Source organism: Dyadobacter sp. CY261, from assembly GCF_021440085.1.
Taxonomy (GTDB): domain Bacteria; phylum Bacteroidota; class Bacteroidia; order Cytophagales; family Spirosomataceae; genus Dyadobacter.
Genome location: NZ_JAKCPW010000018.1, coordinates 83,808 through 101,835 on the forward strand (window position 1 = coordinate 83,808; position 18,028 = coordinate 101,835).

General features: G+C 47.7%; 13 protein-coding genes and 1 pseudogene. 7 read left to right on the forward strand and 7 right to left on the reverse strand.

Annotated elements, in window-relative coordinates:
• Nucleotides 1–4 precede the first annotated feature (4 nt).
• The 6 genes and pseudogenes from LZD49_RS31255 to LZD49_RS31280 all read right to left on the reverse strand — a co-directional run.
• Entirely contained in the window at nt 5–1,441 is a 1,437-nt protein-coding gene (locus LZD49_RS31255) for a TlpA disulfide reductase family protein (RefSeq protein ID WP_234672064.1), read from the reverse strand.
• Nucleotides 1,442–1,668: 227 nt separating this feature from the next.
• Nucleotides 1,669–4,092 (reverse strand): ABC transporter permease, encoded by a 2,424-nt coding sequence (locus LZD49_RS31260; RefSeq protein ID WP_234672066.1) that lies wholly within the window; start codon nt 4,090–4,092, stop codon nt 1,669–1,671.
• 275 nt (nt 4,093–4,367) lie between these two features.
• Entirely contained in the window at nt 4,368–4,952 is a 585-nt protein-coding gene (locus tag LZD49_RS31265; RefSeq protein WP_234672068.1) for a hypothetical protein, read from the reverse strand.
• 67 nt (nt 4,953–5,019) lie between these two features.
• Nucleotides 5,020–6,249 (reverse strand): amidohydrolase family protein, encoded by a 1,230-nt coding sequence (locus LZD49_RS31270; RefSeq protein ID WP_234672069.1) that lies wholly within the window; start codon nt 6,247–6,249, stop codon nt 5,020–5,022.
• Between the two features lie 196 nt (nt 6,250–6,445).
• On the reverse strand, nt 6,446–10,564 hold the full coding sequence (locus LZD49_RS31275; protein WP_234672070.1) for a two-component regulator propeller domain-containing protein: 4,119 nt from the start codon (nt 10,562–10,564) through the stop codon (nt 6,446–6,448).
• Between the two features lie 215 nt (nt 10,565–10,779).
• Nucleotides 10,780–10,947, reverse strand: a pseudogene (locus tag LZD49_RS31280) (DJ-1/PfpI family protein); the annotation flags it as partial.
• A 564-nt stretch (nt 10,948–11,511) separates the two neighbouring features.
• Between LZD49_RS31280 and LZD49_RS31285 the strand changes: the two are divergent.
• The 7 genes from LZD49_RS31285 to LZD49_RS31315 are packed head-to-tail and all read left to right on the forward strand — an operon-like array spanning nt 11,512 to nt 17,720.
• Nucleotides 11,512–12,354 (forward strand): DKNYY domain-containing protein, encoded by an 843-nt coding sequence (locus tag LZD49_RS31285; protein ID WP_234672072.1) that lies wholly within the window; start codon nt 11,512–11,514, stop codon nt 12,352–12,354.
• A gap of 6 nt (nt 12,355–12,360) precedes the next feature.
• A complete protein-coding gene (locus LZD49_RS31290) occupies nt 12,361–13,887 on the forward strand; it encodes a YgcG family protein (RefSeq protein ID WP_234672073.1) in 1,527 nt (508 codons plus the stop codon).
• 44 nt (nt 13,888–13,931) lie between these two features.
• Nucleotides 13,932–15,119, forward strand: a complete 1,188-nt coding sequence (locus tag LZD49_RS31295) for a hypothetical protein (RefSeq protein WP_234672074.1) — start codon at nt 13,932–13,934, stop codon at nt 15,117–15,119.
• Between the two features lie 11 nt (nt 15,120–15,130).
• On the forward strand, nt 15,131–15,778 hold the full coding sequence (locus tag LZD49_RS31300; protein WP_234672075.1) for a hypothetical protein: 648 nt from the start codon (nt 15,131–15,133) through the stop codon (nt 15,776–15,778).
• A 45-nt stretch (nt 15,779–15,823) separates the two neighbouring features.
• Nucleotides 15,824–16,321, forward strand: a complete 498-nt coding sequence (locus tag LZD49_RS31305; protein ID WP_234672077.1) for a YbjN domain-containing protein — start codon at nt 15,824–15,826, stop codon at nt 16,319–16,321.
• 17 nt (nt 16,322–16,338) lie between these two features.
• On the forward strand, nt 16,339–17,103 hold the full coding sequence (locus LZD49_RS31310; protein ID WP_234672079.1) for a hypothetical protein: 765 nt from the start codon (nt 16,339–16,341) through the stop codon (nt 17,101–17,103).
• The gene (locus LZD49_RS31315; RefSeq protein ID WP_234672081.1) at nt 17,100–17,720 is read left to right on the forward strand and encodes a hypothetical protein; all 621 of its coding nucleotides are present in this window, start codon (nt 17,100–17,102) and stop codon (nt 17,718–17,720) included. Before LZD49_RS31310 ends, LZD49_RS31315 begins: the two co-directional genes overlap by 4 nt.
• On the opposite strand, the gene LZD49_RS36200 is transcribed toward LZD49_RS31315, so the two are convergent.
• Nucleotides 17,659–17,892 carry a hypothetical protein gene (locus tag LZD49_RS36200; protein WP_409021367.1) on the reverse strand — a complete coding sequence of 78 codons (234 nt, stop codon included), beginning with the start codon at nt 17,890–17,892 and terminating at the stop codon, nt 17,659–17,661. The genes LZD49_RS31315 and LZD49_RS36200 overlap by 62 nt on opposite strands.
• Between the last annotated feature and the right edge of the window lie 136 nt (nt 17,893–18,028).

Below are 18,028 nucleotides of genomic sequence, written 5' to 3' on the forward strand. Positions count from 1 at the left end.
CTGACTAGTATGCGTTGGCAGTGGGTAGCATCTTATTTATTTTGGCAGCAGCTCCACTACTAGGACGACTGGTAAAATTCTCAGCTATGGTACCGTCAGGCCCAATAAGCACATAGTGAGGATATACATTAACTCCGAATTTCTCTTCTAACTTTCGCCCCCAAGCTGAATTGGCGTAAAGATTGAGCGTTCTTAAACCATAGCCATTAATCATTTCAAGCCACTTTTCCTTTGGACTTCGTGTGCAAATGCTGATGATTTGAACACGTTCATCTTTAAAGTTATCTACTAGCTCATTTTCAAAAGGAAACTCTTTAATGCATCCTTTACAACCTACAAACCAAAAGCTCAGATATACTACTTTTCCTTTGAATTGGTCGAGCGAAATAAGTGAGTCCTCGCTATCTACCAATAAGAATTTTGGGCTGCTTTTTCCGACATTTAACAAATTAAGCCTTTGTGAAGCTTGCTCCTTTAAATAAATGGCTAGGTGAACGTTAGCTTCAGAAATCGGCAGACTTGCCAATTGTTTGTCAATATCCTGGGGCTTAACATTCAACGCTTCGCTTGTCAAGAAGATCGTAAAAAACTCTCCGATTCGCTTTCCAAGCAGCTCCACATTCTTCTGATAGTTAGGCAAATTATTGCTTTTTGGCTGTTTGACAGCAACTATTTGATCCGATTTGTATCTAACATACTCTCGCAGGAAATTCAGGTATTCATAGTCATTTTGCGCACCAGCGTTTCTAATCGGAACTCCTGCCAGAAAACTAAAATAGCCTTCGGGAGCTTTTTCCCGTTGCTGCCAAACATCTTGTTTATAATAATATGCATAAAATCGAAGCCAGGCATTTGAATATCTTATTGCATCCAATTCAAATCTTACAAACCAGGACGGAAGCATTTTCGAGTGCTCTTCAAAGAAATCACGTTCGAGGGCGTGCAGGCTGTCTGCCACAACTTTAAACTGAGAAAGCTTGCCCTCACTTACACCTGCATTCATGATTTGTTGGCCAATTGATATCGGGAATTTTGCAGACTTGGCCCGATAGTAATTTTGCACGGCTTCACTCCGTCCTTCTATCAAATAGCTCACCTTCTCATTTGAACCAAGAATACTGAGATAGATGGTATCCGCAGGCACCATGAATAGATGGATCTTTGTGTCGTTTATGGTAATAAAGCCTTCCTGAGGCGTGTAAACGGGGCAAGACATCCAAAGTTTATTCCTTTTAGCTGATAGCGTATCGACTACCTGGGAATAGCTGTATGCAGGAAATGAATGAAATATTTCGGCTGAAACCGGCAAATCCGCAGTCAGGTTATTGCAAGACAGCCTAATTATAACCGAACCTTTCATATCCAGCTTCTGGGCAGACGAATAGCCGCCTACAAGCAAAAACAAAAAGTTGAAACAAATAAGACGTCGCAACGCTAGCATAGCCGTAATGTTGAGAATTAAATATGTATACCTAAGTTAGTAGTTAATTTATTAACTACTAAATACTTGTGGTCCTAAGCTTAAATTCACATCAAGCACAGTCTCATAAAAGTCTGATAGGCAAGAATTCACTGTAAGTGCAGGTGCTAATCAAAGTCTCAGTGTTACACCTTTTTTGTGATGGACTTAGCCATCTAAACGAGGGTAACATAAGGAAAACTGCAAACTTATTCGCCACCTAAGCTCTTGACGGGGTTCATCAACGCTGCTTTGACACTTTGAAAACTTACGGTTACCAAGGCAATTCCTATTGCCAGCACACCGGCTGCCAAAAATGTCCACAACTTGATGTCAGTTCTATACGCGAAGTCCTGTAACCACCAGGTCATAGCGCACCAAGCAAGAGGAGAAGCTAATAGAATAGCCAGACCGACTGGCTTAAGAAAATCCCTGGATAATAGGATGACAACACTGCCAACGCTGGCTCCGAGCACCTTTCGAATACCAATTTCCTGTGTGCGATTTTTAGCCGTGAACATCGCCAGACCCAAAAGACCTAAACAGGCAATACTAATTGCTACTAGCGCGAACCAGCTGAACAGAGCGGCTACCCGTTCATCGGATTCGTACTGTTGCTGAAAATGATCATCCAAGAAAAAGAACTCAAATGCATTGCCGGGAAATGCTTCCTGATAGATTTTTTGAAGCATTGCTAATGATTGCCCTACATGCTTGCTTCGTAATGCAATCGTCAAAAAGCTACTATTCCAGGGGATATGCTGAAAAATAATAGGACGATTTGTCGTTTTCAGGGATTGCTGATGGAAGTCATTGACGACACCTACAATCTTTTTAGGTATCACGTTGCCAATTTCCTGATTGATTGCCTGTTCGGCGGTTACGAAGCCAAAAGCCTTTAAGGCGCTTTTATTGATAATAACCGCTTCATTATCAAGCACTAATTCTTTATTGAAATTTCGTCCCGCTAAGAACTTAATGTTGTACGTCGGTATAAAATCTTCGTCAACAGCCAACATACTACAAAGTTTGTAATCGGCGTCAGCCTGATGGAACCGTTGCCATTCGTCTGTCCAGAAAATTTCCTGCCCCGGAACTTCGGAGGAAGCAGTTACCTGGCGGACACCCGTATGCGCTAACATACGGTCCTTAAAAAAGCGAATATCATTGGTAAAGCTGTCCGTTCGCAATACTTTGGGGGCTTTAATGATGAGCTGCTGGTCGATGCTCATCCCTAAATCCTGCTGCTGCATGAAAGTAAGCTGCTGATTAATGACCAGTGTGGCAATAATTAGGAAAATCGAAGCTGTAAACTGAAACACCACTAAGGCTTTACGAAACGATTCGCCACCGGTTCGTTTAGGCAAATACCCTTTTAAAATTGCAATGGGTCTAAACGAGGAAAGGACAAAAGCAGGGTAGAATGCGGAAAGAAAGAACCCGAGACAAATCACAGTTAAGGATACTAGCCAAAACAAGGGATTCAGAAGCATGGAAAGGCCATTGGTAGTCTGAATCCAATCAGAAAAGATCACCAGCGCCAGTAAAAAAAGACCAACTCCGATGAACACAGATAACAGGTTAAGGCCCAGAGACTCAATAAAGAATTGCTGAATCAATTGTCGTTTTTCGGAACCCAGTGCTTTGCGGAGTCCTACCTCCCTAGCTCGTTCAATACCTCTGGCCGTGGATAGGTTTATATAATTTAGCCAGCCAATGGCTAGAATCAGGAAAGCAACCAGGATAAGCACATAAACAATACCAATTTTTCCGTTTGATTCGACTTCTGAGGCTGTTTGAGAATGAAGGTGAATGGAGCGAAGGGGTTGCAAAACGAACGTTTGCCTGACCTTATATTTCTTTAGTTGTTTACCAATATGCTTTTCGATTACACTAGACAGCCGATTCTCTAATGCTTTGGCTGAGGTACCTGGTTTAAGGAGCAGATACGTATAGAAATTGGTCCAGTACCAGCCTCCTGTGGCAAACTGCTGATTTTTGAGCAGATTCTGGATGGAAAAAACAAAATCGAAATGGATATGACTGTTCATTGGAATATCAGCAAATACCCCTTCCACTACGTACTCACCTCCCTGCCAATCTGAACTTAACCGCAGCGTTTTGCCAATCGGATCTTGCTGACCAAAATACTTCCGGGCCATCGTTTCTGAAATCACAACTGACTCAGGCCGACGCAGCACCTGATTGGCAGTACCTTTTAGCAACGGGAATGAAAATACATCTAATAAGGAAGAATCGGCATAAAATGCCCTTTTCTCGTGATAGCTGACTAATTCACCCGTTGGTTTCCGGTAACTGATCATACCATCTGCCCGGTGCAGCCGAACAAAATTCTCAACCTCAGGAAAGGTTTCTTTTATGGCCGGGGCTTCGGCGTGGTAGCTGATTACACTGCTGTTCGTCAGAACGCCCTGTTTATAATCATCGAGTCGAATACGGTAGATGTTATCAGCACCGGTATGGAATTCATCATAGCTAAACTCAGAGAATACATACTGAGTGATCAAGAGAAAAGCAGCTATACTAGCAGCCAACCCAAAAACCATAATGAACGATATCGCCTTATTCTTCAACAGATTACGCCAGGCAACTGTGATGTAATTTTGTATCATAGCCAACGTGAATTTAAATCAGACAATGAGTTTGTGTCCTGTCTTAACCACTGCAAGCTAAATGTATAACTTATTTATTAGTTTAAAAACTAATTTATTAGTTAATTTAATGAAGTCATTCTATCGTTTTATAAATCAGCCAGATTACAAGAAAAAAGACCGCTTGACGGTTCGATCTTCCCCGAAAATTTGTTGTTTGATGGAAACACAATTCCAGCGGCTTGATCCAAACACGAACACTTAGGATAAAGCCACCCTTGCCGACGGGCAGTGGCTCAGTCGGGAATAAACGTAAATTCGGGGAAGCCATAAATTGTGCTGAGCTCGTTATTAGAGGAGGTTGGAAAAGCAACAATATTACCATTGCCGGAGCGACTGGCGTGCATCGTGATGCTGCCTTTGGTGGCCGGCAAAACATTTCCCCCGCTGGCTTTAAAGGCCTGATTGAAAGAGCCTTGGCTACGGCTGCCCGATCTGTTGTTGATGCTGATTACGTATTTCTTGTCGATCGTCAGCGGCACTGCGTCCGTGCTGGCGAGCGATAGACTGTCGGGTATCTCTTGCTCCACCGTTTTTTGCAACAATAACTGTCCGCTATCGAAGTCCCAGAGTGTTACAACATAAATGCCCGCGTCAGGCAGTTTGCTACCCAACTGGGTGATTTTACCGGCGAGCGAACTGCTAAATACAATGCCTGACTCCTGAAAACTATTGGTTCGATATCCCACTACTTTCAGCGTTTGCGCCTCCTCACTTAGCAGGGTCGTTATCGGGTTCTCGGCTGGCTTGGCTCCTTCGTTCTTATGACAACCCGACAGACATGCCGCAAGTGACAGAATATACATCCATAGATTTTTCATGATAACAAAAGTTTTGTTGGTTTGGTAATCGTCAGGCACCCACTACCCGACCGGTGCTCCGCTGCCATCATATTGCAATCCCAAAAATTCGTTCGGCATTTCCATGCGCCACTTTTTCACGTTCCGCATCGGTGAGCGGGGCGGTATCCATGAACGCGACGGCCGGAGCGGTGGGCTGAAAAGGATAATCAATAGCCCACATTACCGAGTCAATGCCCAGCTTATCGATGCAGAACCTGAGGACGAGCGGGTCTTCCACCCCGCTTGTCGTTACGTAGAAATTACGCTTGAAGTATTCGCTGGGTTTGAGCTGGTTGCCCCTGCCAGCTCGCGCACCAGGCGCGCCCATGAAGTCGAGGCGCCAGAGCCAGAATGGAAGGGCCTCCCCCATATGCCCGAGCACAATGCGCAACTTCGGAAACCGGTCGAGCACTCCGCTAAGCATTAAACGCAGCGCATGTGTACCCGCCTCGATGCCATACCCCCAGATTGCCCCTTCCAACCGGTAGTCCCGAAATGGGGCGGCCATACCATCCGACGGGGCCCGGGGATGAATGTACAGGGGGGCACCCAAAGCCTCAGCGGCTTCCAGGATCGGCCAGAACCGCTGTTCATCCAGGTATCCGTTCGCAGTATGCGAATTGACCAGAAAGCCATTTAATTTGAGCGTTTGGATAGAGCGCTCCATCTCTATGACGGCTCGCCTGGAATCCTGGGGTGCAAAGCTGGCCAGGCCCGCAAAACGGGTCGGATGCCGGCGAATAGCTTCACTTAAACGGTCGTTGGCAAGGCGGGCAAGGCCTACCGCCTGGTCGGCTTCGAAAAGCTGCACACCGGGCAATCCCAGTGAGAGCACATGCATATCCACGCCCGACGCGTCCATATTGGCCAGGCGGCCAGCGCCCAGGTCGAGCAGATTGGGCAGCAGCAACCGGGCGCCTGCATCACGATTGGCTACCGGAGGCTGTGCTTTTGATGGGTCCTGGGAAACGGCCGGACTGTCAAACACCGTGGTGAGCAGTTTGATGTCCAGGTTCAAACCTCCCTTTCGCACTATCTCGCGCACCGCAGCAGCCACTTCCGGTATCATGAAGGCTTCCTCGGTCGCAATTTTCTTCACCAGCTTTTGGACTAGCGGCGGCATGTTACCGCTCTGTTCGTCCTGCGCGGCATCGATCTGACCGGGGCGGGCCGCAATGCCTGCTAATGCGGAAAGTTGAGCTAATGCGGTCCGGCGGTTGAGAGGCTTATGATCCTGGGAAACCTCGTTAAACTGGTAAAGCTTGCTTGCACACATGGCATGTAGGATTGATTTGGCTATGAAAATGAATCAATGCCCAAACCTAGTTTATCCCCCAGGCAAAGGCTAGCCGAGATCCGCCGCGATGCAGCAAAAATCAGTCATGGTCAAAATTTGTAGAAAAAAGGGATTATTCTGCTAACCAATACGAGGCGCCTAGCGTGACTCCCCGGCCAGACATTAAGCAGATGGATTACTTTGAAAACCGGCTTGCTGCGTTGATACGGGCATATTCGGTGGGTGTCTGACCAAATTGGTCGCGGAAGCATTTGGCGAAATAATTGGGATTGGCGAAGCCTACCATAAATGCAATTTCGCTGACATTACCATGCTGCTGGCCCAGCAAACTGGCGGCTCGCTTCAACCGGAATGAGCGGATCAGCTCATTGGCCGACTGGCCCAACAGCGCCGTTAGCTTGCGATGCATATGTGTTTGGCTTACCCCAATTTCCCGGCAAAAGGTATTGACGTCGAAATCAGTATTCGACAGGTTTTTTTCCAGCGATGCAAAAACATTTTGCAGGAATTTCTCGTCCGTCGAAGTCACCGTCACCTCGCCCGGCTGCACAATGAGTTGCCGGCCAAAGCGTTCCCTCAGTTTCTTGCGGCCTTCTAAAAGATTTTTAACCCGCATTACCAGTTCCTGCCGGTCGAATGGCTTTGTAAGGTATTCGTCCGCCCCATTTCCCAGCCCTGCCAGTTTGCTTTCGGAGCCGGTTTTTGCGGTTAATAATACGACCGGGATGTGGCTCGTAAGCTCGTGTGTTTTCAGGCGTCGGCATAGCTCTATCCCATTCAGCCCCGGCATCATCACGTCACTGATAATCAGATCGGGCAGGTGTGCGATGGCCCGATCAAAGCCTTCATTGCCATTGTCCACAGCCAGCGTCCGGTACGCCGGGGTAAAGCAATCAACGAGGAAATTTCTTAAATCGGCATTATCTTCAACAATGAGAAGTTGCGCTTTCTGGCCCGCTTGTTCGGGTTTGATTTCACGGGCGACCAAGTTGTTTGGAAACGTCGGCAGATCAGCGGCCCTTTGTTGGGCATGCTGTTCCTGGTCTACAACCGGTAGTGGTAATGATATTCTAAAAGTGGTGCCGCTTCCCTCAGTGCTATCTACTTCAATCACTCCTTTATGCAATTCTACCAATTCTTTCACCAGTGCCAGACCGATGCCGGTGCCTTCATAACTACGGTTTATAGAACTATCGGCCTGAAAAAAGCGGTCGAAAATATGGGGCAATTGCTGGGTGGGAATACCGATGCCCGTGTCCTGTACCAACACCCGTAAATCGAGCAAACCGGCCCGAATAGACTCTGCCAACACCGAAAACTGCACCTGTCCCCCTGCCGGTGTAAACTTGGCCGCATTGCTCAATAGGTTCGACAGGATACGGGCAAGCTTATCCTGGTCTGCTTTTACCCAAACCGGTTGCAATGGTACGGTGTAACGATAAGTGATTTGCCGGCTTTCAAAAAGGGAGACAAACGATCCGCCGAGCTGCCTCAGAAAATCACTCAGATCGACAGGCTGTGGATTAAGTGCTAATTTGCCCGCTTCCAGCCTGGAAAGATCCAGGAGTTGATTGATCATATCCAGCAGCTGCCCCGCTTGCCGATCGATAAGCTGATAATCAGCATAATGAACGTCAATCTTCGCGGATTGCAATTTGTCGATCGTCCCCTTGATCAACGCAAGGGGTGTACGGAATTCGTGGGATAGATTGGCGAAGAAATCCGACTTCAATGCGTCCACTTCCTGCAACTTTTCGGCGGTCAGCCGTTCCAGTCTAAGCTCACTCCGCAGCCGCTCCCGATTGATCAAATGCTGCCGTGCCAGCCAGAAAAAGATAACGATGAGCAACGCATAAAGCGCATAGGCCCACCCGGTTTCCCACCATGGAGGACGGATAATCACTCGAAGCGAAGTGCCTGCCTGGTTCCACACGCCGTCGTTGTTCGAGCCCTTCACACGGAAGGTGTAAGTGCCGGGTCTGAGGTCGGTATAGCGCGCAAAACGCCGGTTCCCCGAATAAATCCAGTCCTTGTCCATCCCTACCAATTGAAAGGCATACTGGTTCTTTTCCGGTGCATTGAAATCCAGGGATACGAATTCAAAGGAAAGAAAATTCTCCTCATAGGGTAATTCCAGCACACCAGCCGGAACGGGCCTTCTCTGCTCCTGCACCATCAGGCTTGTCAGCTGCACGGGAGGAATGACCGTGTTTTGCTTGATTTGTGCAGCGTCAAACTCAACCGCACCATTGATCGTACCAAACAGCAAGCGCCCATCCCGGCTATGTACGCTGCCCAGGTTGCACTCATTATCGGGCAGCCCGTCTTGTATATCAAAATTCTGGAATTGGCGTGACGCATGGTTGAAACGGCTGATCCCGTGGCCCGTGCCCAGCCAAAGGTTCCCTGAGTTGTCCGGGGCGATGCTTACTACCTGGTTCGAAGGCAGGCCATCTTTCATGTTATAATAGGAAAATCGCCCCGTTGTCGGATCAAAGCGGTTTAGCCCGCCGTGGTTGGTACCAAGCCAGAGAATGCCTTTTTCATCCTCATACAATGCGCGCACCCAGTTGTCGGTCAGCAGGCCCTCCGAATAGGCGCGACCGGCCTCGTAGTAGGTAAACTTTCCCGTGTCCGGATCAAGCCGGTTAAGTCCCTGGGCAGTGGCAATCCAGACCTCCCCTTTTCTGCCCACCAGCAAATCAAGAATAAGGAAGTGGCTCAACGTGCGGTTTGGGAGCAACGTTGCTTCACTTTTGGGTTGCAAAACATCCCGCGTGTAATACCGGCATTGCCCGGTGGCAGGGTCGAGCCGCCCGACTGCCCCTTTCAGCCCTACTGAACCACCTATCCAAAGTTTACCGTCCCGGTCTTCATCCATGCACATGGTAGGCACCTGCGTGGGGTAGCGCCTGAATGTGCCACTGGATCGGTCGAGCCTATGCAATGCCTCCTTGGTGCTGACCCACACCTGGCCCGCATGGTCTTCAAAAAGGGTCGAAACTCCTTCACTTGACAAAGCATTCGGATCGGCGGGATTAGCCGGAATGTGTTCCAGCTTCCCGGCGTCTGCCTGCAAGCGGTAAAGTCCCTTTTGCAAACTGCCCAGCCAGATGGTGCCGGTGCGGTCCCGCAGGACGGCCTGAAAGTTGTATTCCGGCAGTCTGACAGGCGCATGCGGCAAATGAGCGGGATAGGTATGAAATGCCTTTGGATTGGAAGGAAGCTGGTTAATGCCGTTATCGGTACCGATCCATAGGGTGCCGGTGCGATCGCGAAAAACGGTGCGCACATCATTGCTGCTCAAACTGCCCGGCTGTGTCGGTTCAGCCCGGTAGGTTGTCAGCTCATCGGTTTTTGGATCTATGCGTTGCAGTCCTTCCGGTGACGAAATCCACACAAACCCGGCAGTGTCTTCGAAAATACCGCTTTCATAGATCGTTTGAAATACCAGTCCTTTCGGATTGTAAGCGACAGGCCTCAGCGAATCGCCGGTGATTTTAACCCGAAACAATCCGTTACCCTCCGTTCCGATCCACAGTTCACCGGATTTGTCGAGCATAAAGGCATAGGGGCTCACAGGCTTGACCGCCTGGTAAGGCAAAGCGAACTGTCGCCCGCTGGCAGCCCTGCGCCACACATCCGGATTATGGGTAAGTTTTGGTAATTGAAACCAAATGGGCGTAAAATGGCCCGTCTTTGGGTTGAACCTGAAAAGCTGGCCCCGGGACTTTACTTCTATGAACAGATCGCCGCGGGTATCCTGCCCGATGATGTGATTGACCCGCTCCATCGGAAATTGGGTAATTTTATTAGTTGCGGGGTCAAAACGAAGCAGGCCAAGAGGAGTACCCAGCCATATGTATCCCTGCCTGCCTTCAAACATATTGAACTGAACATTCCAGTAATAGGAAAGCCCCGGAAGCTGGTTATAGGCCGTTACTTTGCCGGTGCGTTTGTCGACCTGATGCAAACCGCCGCCCATTGTCGCCACCCACATCCTACCCTTTCGGTCTTCGTGAACGTCGGTGACGATGGTATGCTGCATGGTGTTGCTGCCCGCTTTTGGATCAAACCGGAAAGCCGTAAACTGGTAGCCATCAAACTTATTGAGTCCGTCGGCGGTGCCAAACCAAAGAAAACCCTCCCGGTCCTGGCAAATGGCGCTGATAAAATTATTCGAAAGCCCTTGCCTGGTAGATAGTTGCCTGAAACTAACAGAATGAGGCTGGGCCACATTCTTGCCCGCAGACAACAGCAGCAGCATTAACCCTAAATGCATTAACATTCTCATAAAAGCCAATATTAATGCTTTGAATGATCCGAACTCCGGGTGGAAACGTAGCGATCCCCACCAGGTTTACGGTGTTGTTGCTTAAATGAATACAATGGCAAAAGCGTGACTATTTCAGAGGCTGGGAGGTGGCCTAGGCTATTGGAGCCAAAGCAAGTACAATTAGCATATGCCCATGAAAGATGTCATTCTGCAAACCACTGTCGTTTACTCAATTAATCTTCCATCACTTCCACTTCTTTGAAACAGGTAAAGATTTCGCGATAGAAGTCAGGGTGTGATTGCCAAGTCTGTCCAGTCACAATATTGCTGTCGCGGACGGCCTGTTCGGTTGAATAGGTGCCACCACCCATCTCAATTTCAGTACGCACATGTTCATAGGCGGTTAAGACGCGGTTTTAGGCTAGTCCGGCTGTAACGAGCATGAAGTTCAAAAATAGAGCTCTTTTTATAGAACATATTTAGAATCGACAAGGCGTTTTATGAAGGATCTACTCTTGGACCTCTTGCAAAAGTTTGGAAATTTATTTGGCTGTGTACCTTTTATTGCTTCAAGATACTGTTGTTTCTACGGATGAATTGCCCATAGACAAATGCCGCACAGCTCTCTATGCTGCTCCCAGTACCGATCCGTTTGCATACAAGAAAAATCACGAACGTCAGTCATCAAGCAAAGAAGGGAAACATCCCAGGATTCCAAAACCTGTCTATTCCGTACGGTTCTTCTAACATAATCTGGAATTGAGGGCATCACGTGACCAGTGCTGTCTTACTTTACTAATAGATTCTTCATCTTCACTTTATATAAAGTCAATTCCACCAGTTTCCATTCGATTCTCCCCGTTTATCAAGCATGCAAAATAAGCCTGGCTTTTTATGCCAGTTTTGATCCGGAAAACACAGAAGATCCATGATGTGGGGTCGGAACAGAAAATAGAAATGGTATCATGAAAAAGATGGCCCCAATTATTTATATTTTATTAATCATCATCGGTGTGTATCTGCTGAGCTGCGGGCCAGGCAGCCGGAAAGGCTATCGGATTGAAAAAGGCGAAGTGGTCATTTACAGGGGTTTTCCGGCATCCCGCACCGTTATTGGCGAAGCGGATGCAAAGTCGTTCATAGCCATAAACGACGATTTTGGAAAAGATAAAAATCACGCTTTTTACCTTACAAGCATCATCCCCGAAGCCGATCCTGCCACCTTCGTGTACCTGTCGGGAGGATACTCAAAAGATAAAACGCATGGGTATTCCAGAGATCAGCTGATCAGCCGCGACGGCGCAAATTTCAAAATTGTTCCTGATCCAAGTGAAACCAGGCCGGAAGTAACCATGCAGGGCAGTCCCTATGCACATGACAGCAAAAGCGTTTTCAAAGATGTATACGTCCTGGAAGGTGCAGATCCCGCTACATTCTCTTTTGTACCGATGTTTAATGGCCAATATCTGACTTATGACCGGCACTATGTGTATTTTCAGGATCAGCCGATTAGCGGTGCAGATGGCGGCACGTTCAGGAAGGTGTCGGATTTCAATTTTGCTGACAAAAATGCAGCCTGGGGCCTGGTATTGGGCCAGTATACGAATTGGAGCAAGATGGAAAATGTTGATCTTGCTACATTTAAAGGCATTGACAAAAATTATGCGAAAGATAAGGACCACGTCTATTACAGTAATTTCATTGTAGAAGGCGCTGACGTCGCTACTTTCAAGGAAACCGGATACGTGCAAGCCAGTGATAAAAATGGAATTTATTCATCGGGCCGCCCCTCGACTGCAAAAAAATAATCTGCCATGAATCAAACTACTGCACTAAACCGGATCTGTTTGTTGTTTCTACTTTTGCTGTCGGGATTTTACGGCTATGCACAGACCTACACGATTGAGACAGTTCCCAATCCCAAGAAAAACAGCAGCCCGGATTACGTCAGCAACCCTGACCAGATCCTGAGTGCCGATGCTGTGACGCAGATCAACGCGATACTCAGAACCCTGGAAGATTCCACCACCGCACAAGTGGCCGTTGTATGTGTCAATTCGATCGGCGAGGCAGTTCCTAAGGACTTTGCTACGGCATTATTCAAAAAATGGGGACTGGGGTATCAGCAGAAAAACAACGGCCTGCTGGTATTGCTCGTCAAAGATCAGCACCGGATAGAGATGGAAACCGGTTATGGCCTGGAAGGTATTCTTCCTGACGCGGTTTGCAAAAGGATTCAGGTTGAAAAAATGGTCCCGCAGGCTAAAACCGGCAATTTCGATGGTGCGGTAATCGATGGGTCCAGAGAGATCGCACGGTTAATCAGCGAACCTGAGGCCAAAGCAGAGGTATACGACAGCTCCAAATACCATGCAGGTCAGCCACTCGAAGATTCGGGCGTATTTGTGGTTTTCCTGCTGTTGGTTCCGTGCCTGTTTGTGTTCAGAGGAATTGCGTTTTTAGCGAAAAAAAGAAATCCGGTTGCGGATCAGATCGAAAAGGCTGTGTCACAAGCCAAAGGGCGATGGGCCTGGGGTTTTGCGCTGCGTATGGTGTTTCCGTTAATTCTCGGCTGGATTGTCATCGAATTGCGCGCGCCATTGTCTTTGCAGGGCTGGCAAATATTGACGATCATGTACGTGTACGCCGGTGCGGTTGCGTGGGATGGTCGCAGGAGGAGAAAAAATGCTTTCGAGAAGCTTTTTTCGGCCTCGACTGAACCGGAAAGATACTCCCGCGAAAAAGCATCCGGCCTAAACAACTGGCTGAACATGGTGGTTTTTCCAATCCCTTTTATCTGGCTGAAAATCCGGGATAACAAGGTACTCGATCACCTGCGGAACCATCCTCGCCAAACATCAGACGGCTTTGTGCTTACCAAAACAGAAAAGAAGGGACGGGAAGCCTTTCTATCAGACTATCAAAAAGTAGAACAGGAGCTGGAAACCGTCGACTATGATGTATGGCGAAATGAAGACCATTATGTTATGCAGATAGTTGGGTATGAAGACATGGCTGTAACGAAGTACGAACACTGCGACAGATGTAATTCGAAAGCCATGCACTTCACAGGTGACCGGATTGTGAAGGAAGCAACGAAAGATCAGGAAGGAAGCGGCATGAAAGACTACACCTGTAAAGCGTGCGGCCATCACCGCGAAACAGCATACAGCATTGCAATGATCGTTGCAGCTACTCCTTCAAGCACCAATTCGTCCCACACCTATTCGTCGTCCGGCAGCACTTCGTGGAGCGGATCGTCGGGCAGCTCGTCGTCAAGCAGCAGCAGTAGCTGGGGAGGCGGAAGCTCCGGCGGCGGTGGTGCCGGAAGCAGTTGGTAGCATCATATGCCCATGTGAACAATACATTTTGACAAAAAATAAAAATGATGATTAAAGTGATCGCCGCGCTTGTGGTGCTCTCCGCTCTTTTGATGGCAGGAATAGGCTTTTTTCGCGAATACATTCCCGATTCTGCTCCTAAACCGTATTTCGGCGCCAACGCAGAAGTCGAACCGATGGCCACCCCGGTGCCGTTCCCTGACGGACCGATCTATGAGGCATCTCCGGATCCATCCATCATCACCGGGTTGTGGAGAAAGGCGTCGGGAAGGTCCGAGGTTACCGGATATGACCGCAAGACGGCGAAAATGTTGTGGAGTATCAACTTCTCGGGTGAGCTGATCGGCCAAACAGACAATGAGTTGCTGATGTATGAACCGGGAGAATCGACAGTATATTTTATCAACCCGGTTAACGGCAGGACCACCCGGAAAGTCTCCCCGCAGCCAGATGCCCTAACCCACCCGTCGAGCCTGTATACGGGCATGGCATTCACCGATCAGCTTTACATTACCACCAAACCGCTTTATGGTAGTGTTATCAGGAATAAAGAGGGCGCTACTGACACGACCCTACAAATTGGCATCACAGCAAAAAACTGGCTCACGAATGAAACAGTTTGGTTCTTGCCACCTGTCAAACAGATTACTATCATTGAACACAGACCCGTCGTTTCCGGTGATAAGGTAATGGTAGTCAACCCGGAACAAAAAATTGGAGAGGGCCATTCGTTTCAGATTGTTTCTCTCGAAACCGGGAAGGAACTATATCGCGGCGTTACAGAAGGCACCTATTTTCCTCTCGGCAAAGACCGGTTTTTTGAAAGAACCAACTCATTTGTAAGACGGATCGATCCATTTACGCAAAAAGAGCTATGGCGCATCGATGGTCATTTCCCGCTCGGCCAGCTTTCAGAGACTGCTGACCAACTGACTATTATTTCACGGCACGCAGATGGCTCTCAAAATAGCGTACGTATTGTCAATAGCGTTACTGGTAAGTCAATCAGGGAATTCGACCTGCCCTTCTTTAAGGAAACCATTATCCATAGTGTTTTTATTTCCGCCGATAACAGGGTATTCCTTCATTTTAAAGAAAGTGATCCGAAGAAACCGGGGAAGCAGCTTTATGACTATTGGGTACATTATGACCCGCAGACCAGGACCGCCTTGTCGCGCACGCATTTCCACAGCGAATCATTGAGCAGCCTAATTCCATTCATAAACCTATAATTACTCTACTGATGACAACTTTAATGTTTACACTAAGTACCCTACTCGGCCTTTTTGGAAACCCGGAAGTAGTACCCAATTCAGCCCTGGATCTTAAAAACTACCTCACAACCAGAGATCAGGTTAAGGCCCTTGATTTTAATGCAGTACAAAAAATCACAGCGTCGCCGGCTGAAAAAAATGTCAGGAAAGGCCTCGCTTCCTATTATAGTTTTCTCAAAGTACCACTTCCTGAAAATAATCCCGCAGCTGGAAAGAAGGCGGTTGACGCACTTGAAGCGTCACTCAATCTGTACATGGATCCGTTGGCTTACGTAAAACTGGCAGTGATTTACGCGCAGGATAACCCTGCATTTAACATCAAGCAGGATCGGATAAAATCATTGAAATACTTGTCGATCGCCTGGGAGATTGCTGATTTGTCGGATCGGGCCACGAAGGATAACGGACTGCTGACGCTCATCGTTAACAGTAGCCTGGGCCTGGGGGACGGCTTCTGGACCGACAATGTGAACGGAAAATTCGCGATGAAGAAAGCCCTGGATACCATCCGCCCCGATGTGCTGGCCGCACGCAGCACGTTCAAAAAGCTTTACAATCTGTCGGTAAAAGAAGAATTCGCGGGTTCCACCAACTTGGAGCGCCACTATGGAGGTTGATACCTTTCATTAAACTCAATTATTCCACATTAACCATCACTTTCCATGGAACCTATCAAAAACCCGACGCCTGCCAAACCCGAAGATGCTCAGGCAGCGTTGCAGAACGAACAATACAACCGCGTCACTTTTATGATTCAAAACTATGTTGAGTCGATAGGATTGACCAAAGAAAAAACCTACAACCCCAAAAACAACAACTGGATCTGGAAAAACGGCTCGGCGACGATAGAGGTGTATATTCAAACCATCAATTTTGACAATGGCGGTCGCCGGGATTACCTGCGGATTTTTTCTCCGCTTCTTGAAATCCCGGCCAACAATCTGCTGAATTTCTACCGTCATCTACTCGAACTGAACGACAAGAGGCTTGGTGTCAAATTATGTATAGCACCCAATACGCAAACAGTTTATGCAACTTACGAGCGCGACATCAGAGGAATGGATTACCAGGAACTTACGACCTGCATCATCGATCTCGAGCTGTGGGCCGACGAACTGGACGATCAGCTTAAAGCACAATTTCCAAATTGGTCAAACTAAATTAAAATCCGTTGACTATGGCCATTCGTAGTTTATTGATCGTATTGCTTGTTACCGCTTTTTTAGGATATTCTTTTACAATAGGACTGACCGAACCTAACTCATTAATCAAAAAAATACCCGACTTCCTGGCGATCCCTCTGCTTTTGGCTTGTGCACTGCTATACGTACTGGCAGCATGGTGGGCGGTGAAGGGATTTGGCGAACATAAATTCATAGCCATTGTATCGCTGGGTTTTTGCGCATTTGGTCTGAGTATTTTCGCGGTGGGTTTCTCCATAGAAATGAACAGAGGCAAGGCGCGAACGGGGCAGTATGACTACAACTTCAACCGGCTCGATGCCAGCGAAAAGGTGGCTCTCACCAAAATCATCGGCGGAGCCGGGCTTCATTTAAGCAACGCGACTTTCACAGAACACTGGCATGTCGCCGATACGACTTCCACCTTTCGGATCTGTGTTCAGAAAGGCCATGTCACAGCGCTCAATATTTCCAATCATCCGATCCGGGAATTGGATTTATTTTCCCAACTTCCGGAGCTTGGAGATCTTTACCTGAGAAACTGCGGATTGTCGGACATGAGCGGGCTGAAATCTACAAAAATTGACAGACTTGATATTTCGGACAATCAGATTACAACTCTGGAAACACTAAGCGGCGTTCCGAATGTACGTTGGCTGTTTGCATCTAACAATAAGTTGACTTCGACTGAGGGCATCGAACGGTTCAAGCAACTGATTGACAAAGATCTCTCCGAAAACCCCCTCGATACCATACCATGAGCACTCTTCAGACCATTTGCGTTGGAATCTTCTTGATGGCCTATTATTTTTTCGTACTACGAAAATATAATACCCTGGGGTTCCGCCTGTTCTCGCTGTTTTTCTTCACCAGTATCGCTGTATGCTATTGGTGGTACATCGATTATGCCGACCTGAAAGATGTTGAAAAGAATGGTGTAGCCGCAGAGGCTGTCGTTCTTAAAAAATCGGCCGACAACCTCGAATTCCGTTTTACAGACCAAACCGGGAATACGATTGTGCGAACACAAACAGGCGGCATTTCGGTTGAAGAGTTCGCTTCCGTATCGCAGGGTAAACCTGCGCCAGTCTTATATAGTCGGCATTCCGATGTTATTTATTTAAAAAGTAGCTACCAACGTCAGTTAAGCGACAACATATACATTCTTTTTTTTCCGGGACTGTTGTTTCTCATCGGATGTTTATGTTGGATTTTCCTTCGGAAGTACCGCGTTCATGCACATGGGGACGGCTCAATCTACGAATACGTCACCGACGAAAACGGGAAAGTTGTGCTCGATGATGCCCAAAGCAGCACTACAAAGTCACTGAGAAACTATACCACTTTCTCGAAGCTGTTTGATATTTTTGGGAAATAGTCATAGATATGAGGAAGGTAGGTTTTATATAAGCACGGGTTTGCCGAAGGTGTGGCCAAGCCTGGATCGAAAGCCTTCTGGCACTATGGAATTTTACCTGCATGCTATCATCCCATTGCTTGTCAGTCATTTCAAACAAATTGACCTGCGGTACGGCGCCCGCGATATTCACCAAAGCATTGATCTGCCCAAACTTGTTGATAGCCTGCCGGATTTGTAATACTCCCCAAAATTGAGGCCATCGGTTAAGTTTAGTAACTTGACATTAAACCGATGAGAAAATGAAACAAAGCCGGAGGAAATTCACA

Coding starts and splice junctions, on each gene's coding strand:
- LZD49_RS31255 (WP_234672064.1), bottom strand. CDS start 1,441: ATGCTAGCGTTGCGACGTCTTATTTGTTTCAACTTTTTGTTTTTGCTT.
- LZD49_RS31260 (WP_234672066.1), bottom strand. CDS start 4,092: ATGATACAAAATTACATCACAGTTGCCTGGCGTAATCTGTTGAAGAAT.
- LZD49_RS31265 (WP_234672068.1), bottom strand. CDS start 4,952: ATGAAAAATCTATGGATGTATATTCTGTCACTTGCGGCATGTCTGTCG.
- LZD49_RS31270 (WP_234672069.1), bottom strand. CDS start 6,249: ATGTGTGCAAGCAAGCTTTACCAGTTTAACGAGGTTTCCCAGGATCAT.
- LZD49_RS31275 (WP_234672070.1), bottom strand. CDS start 10,564: ATGAGAATGTTAATGCATTTAGGGTTAATGCTGCTGCTGTTGTCTGCG.
- LZD49_RS31285 (WP_234672072.1), top strand. CDS start 11,512: ATGAAAAAGATGGCCCCAATTATTTATATTTTATTAATCATCATCGGT.
- LZD49_RS31290 (WP_234672073.1), top strand. CDS start 12,361: ATGAATCAAACTACTGCACTAAACCGGATCTGTTTGTTGTTTCTACTT.
- LZD49_RS31295 (WP_234672074.1), top strand. CDS start 13,932: ATGATGATTAAAGTGATCGCCGCGCTTGTGGTGCTCTCCGCTCTTTTG.
- LZD49_RS31300 (WP_234672075.1), top strand. CDS start 15,131: ATGACAACTTTAATGTTTACACTAAGTACCCTACTCGGCCTTTTTGGA.
- LZD49_RS31305 (WP_234672077.1), top strand. CDS start 15,824: ATGGAACCTATCAAAAACCCGACGCCTGCCAAACCCGAAGATGCTCAG.
- LZD49_RS31310 (WP_234672079.1), top strand. CDS start 16,339: ATGGCCATTCGTAGTTTATTGATCGTATTGCTTGTTACCGCTTTTTTA.
- LZD49_RS31315 (WP_234672081.1), top strand. CDS start 17,100: ATGAGCACTCTTCAGACCATTTGCGTTGGAATCTTCTTGATGGCCTAT.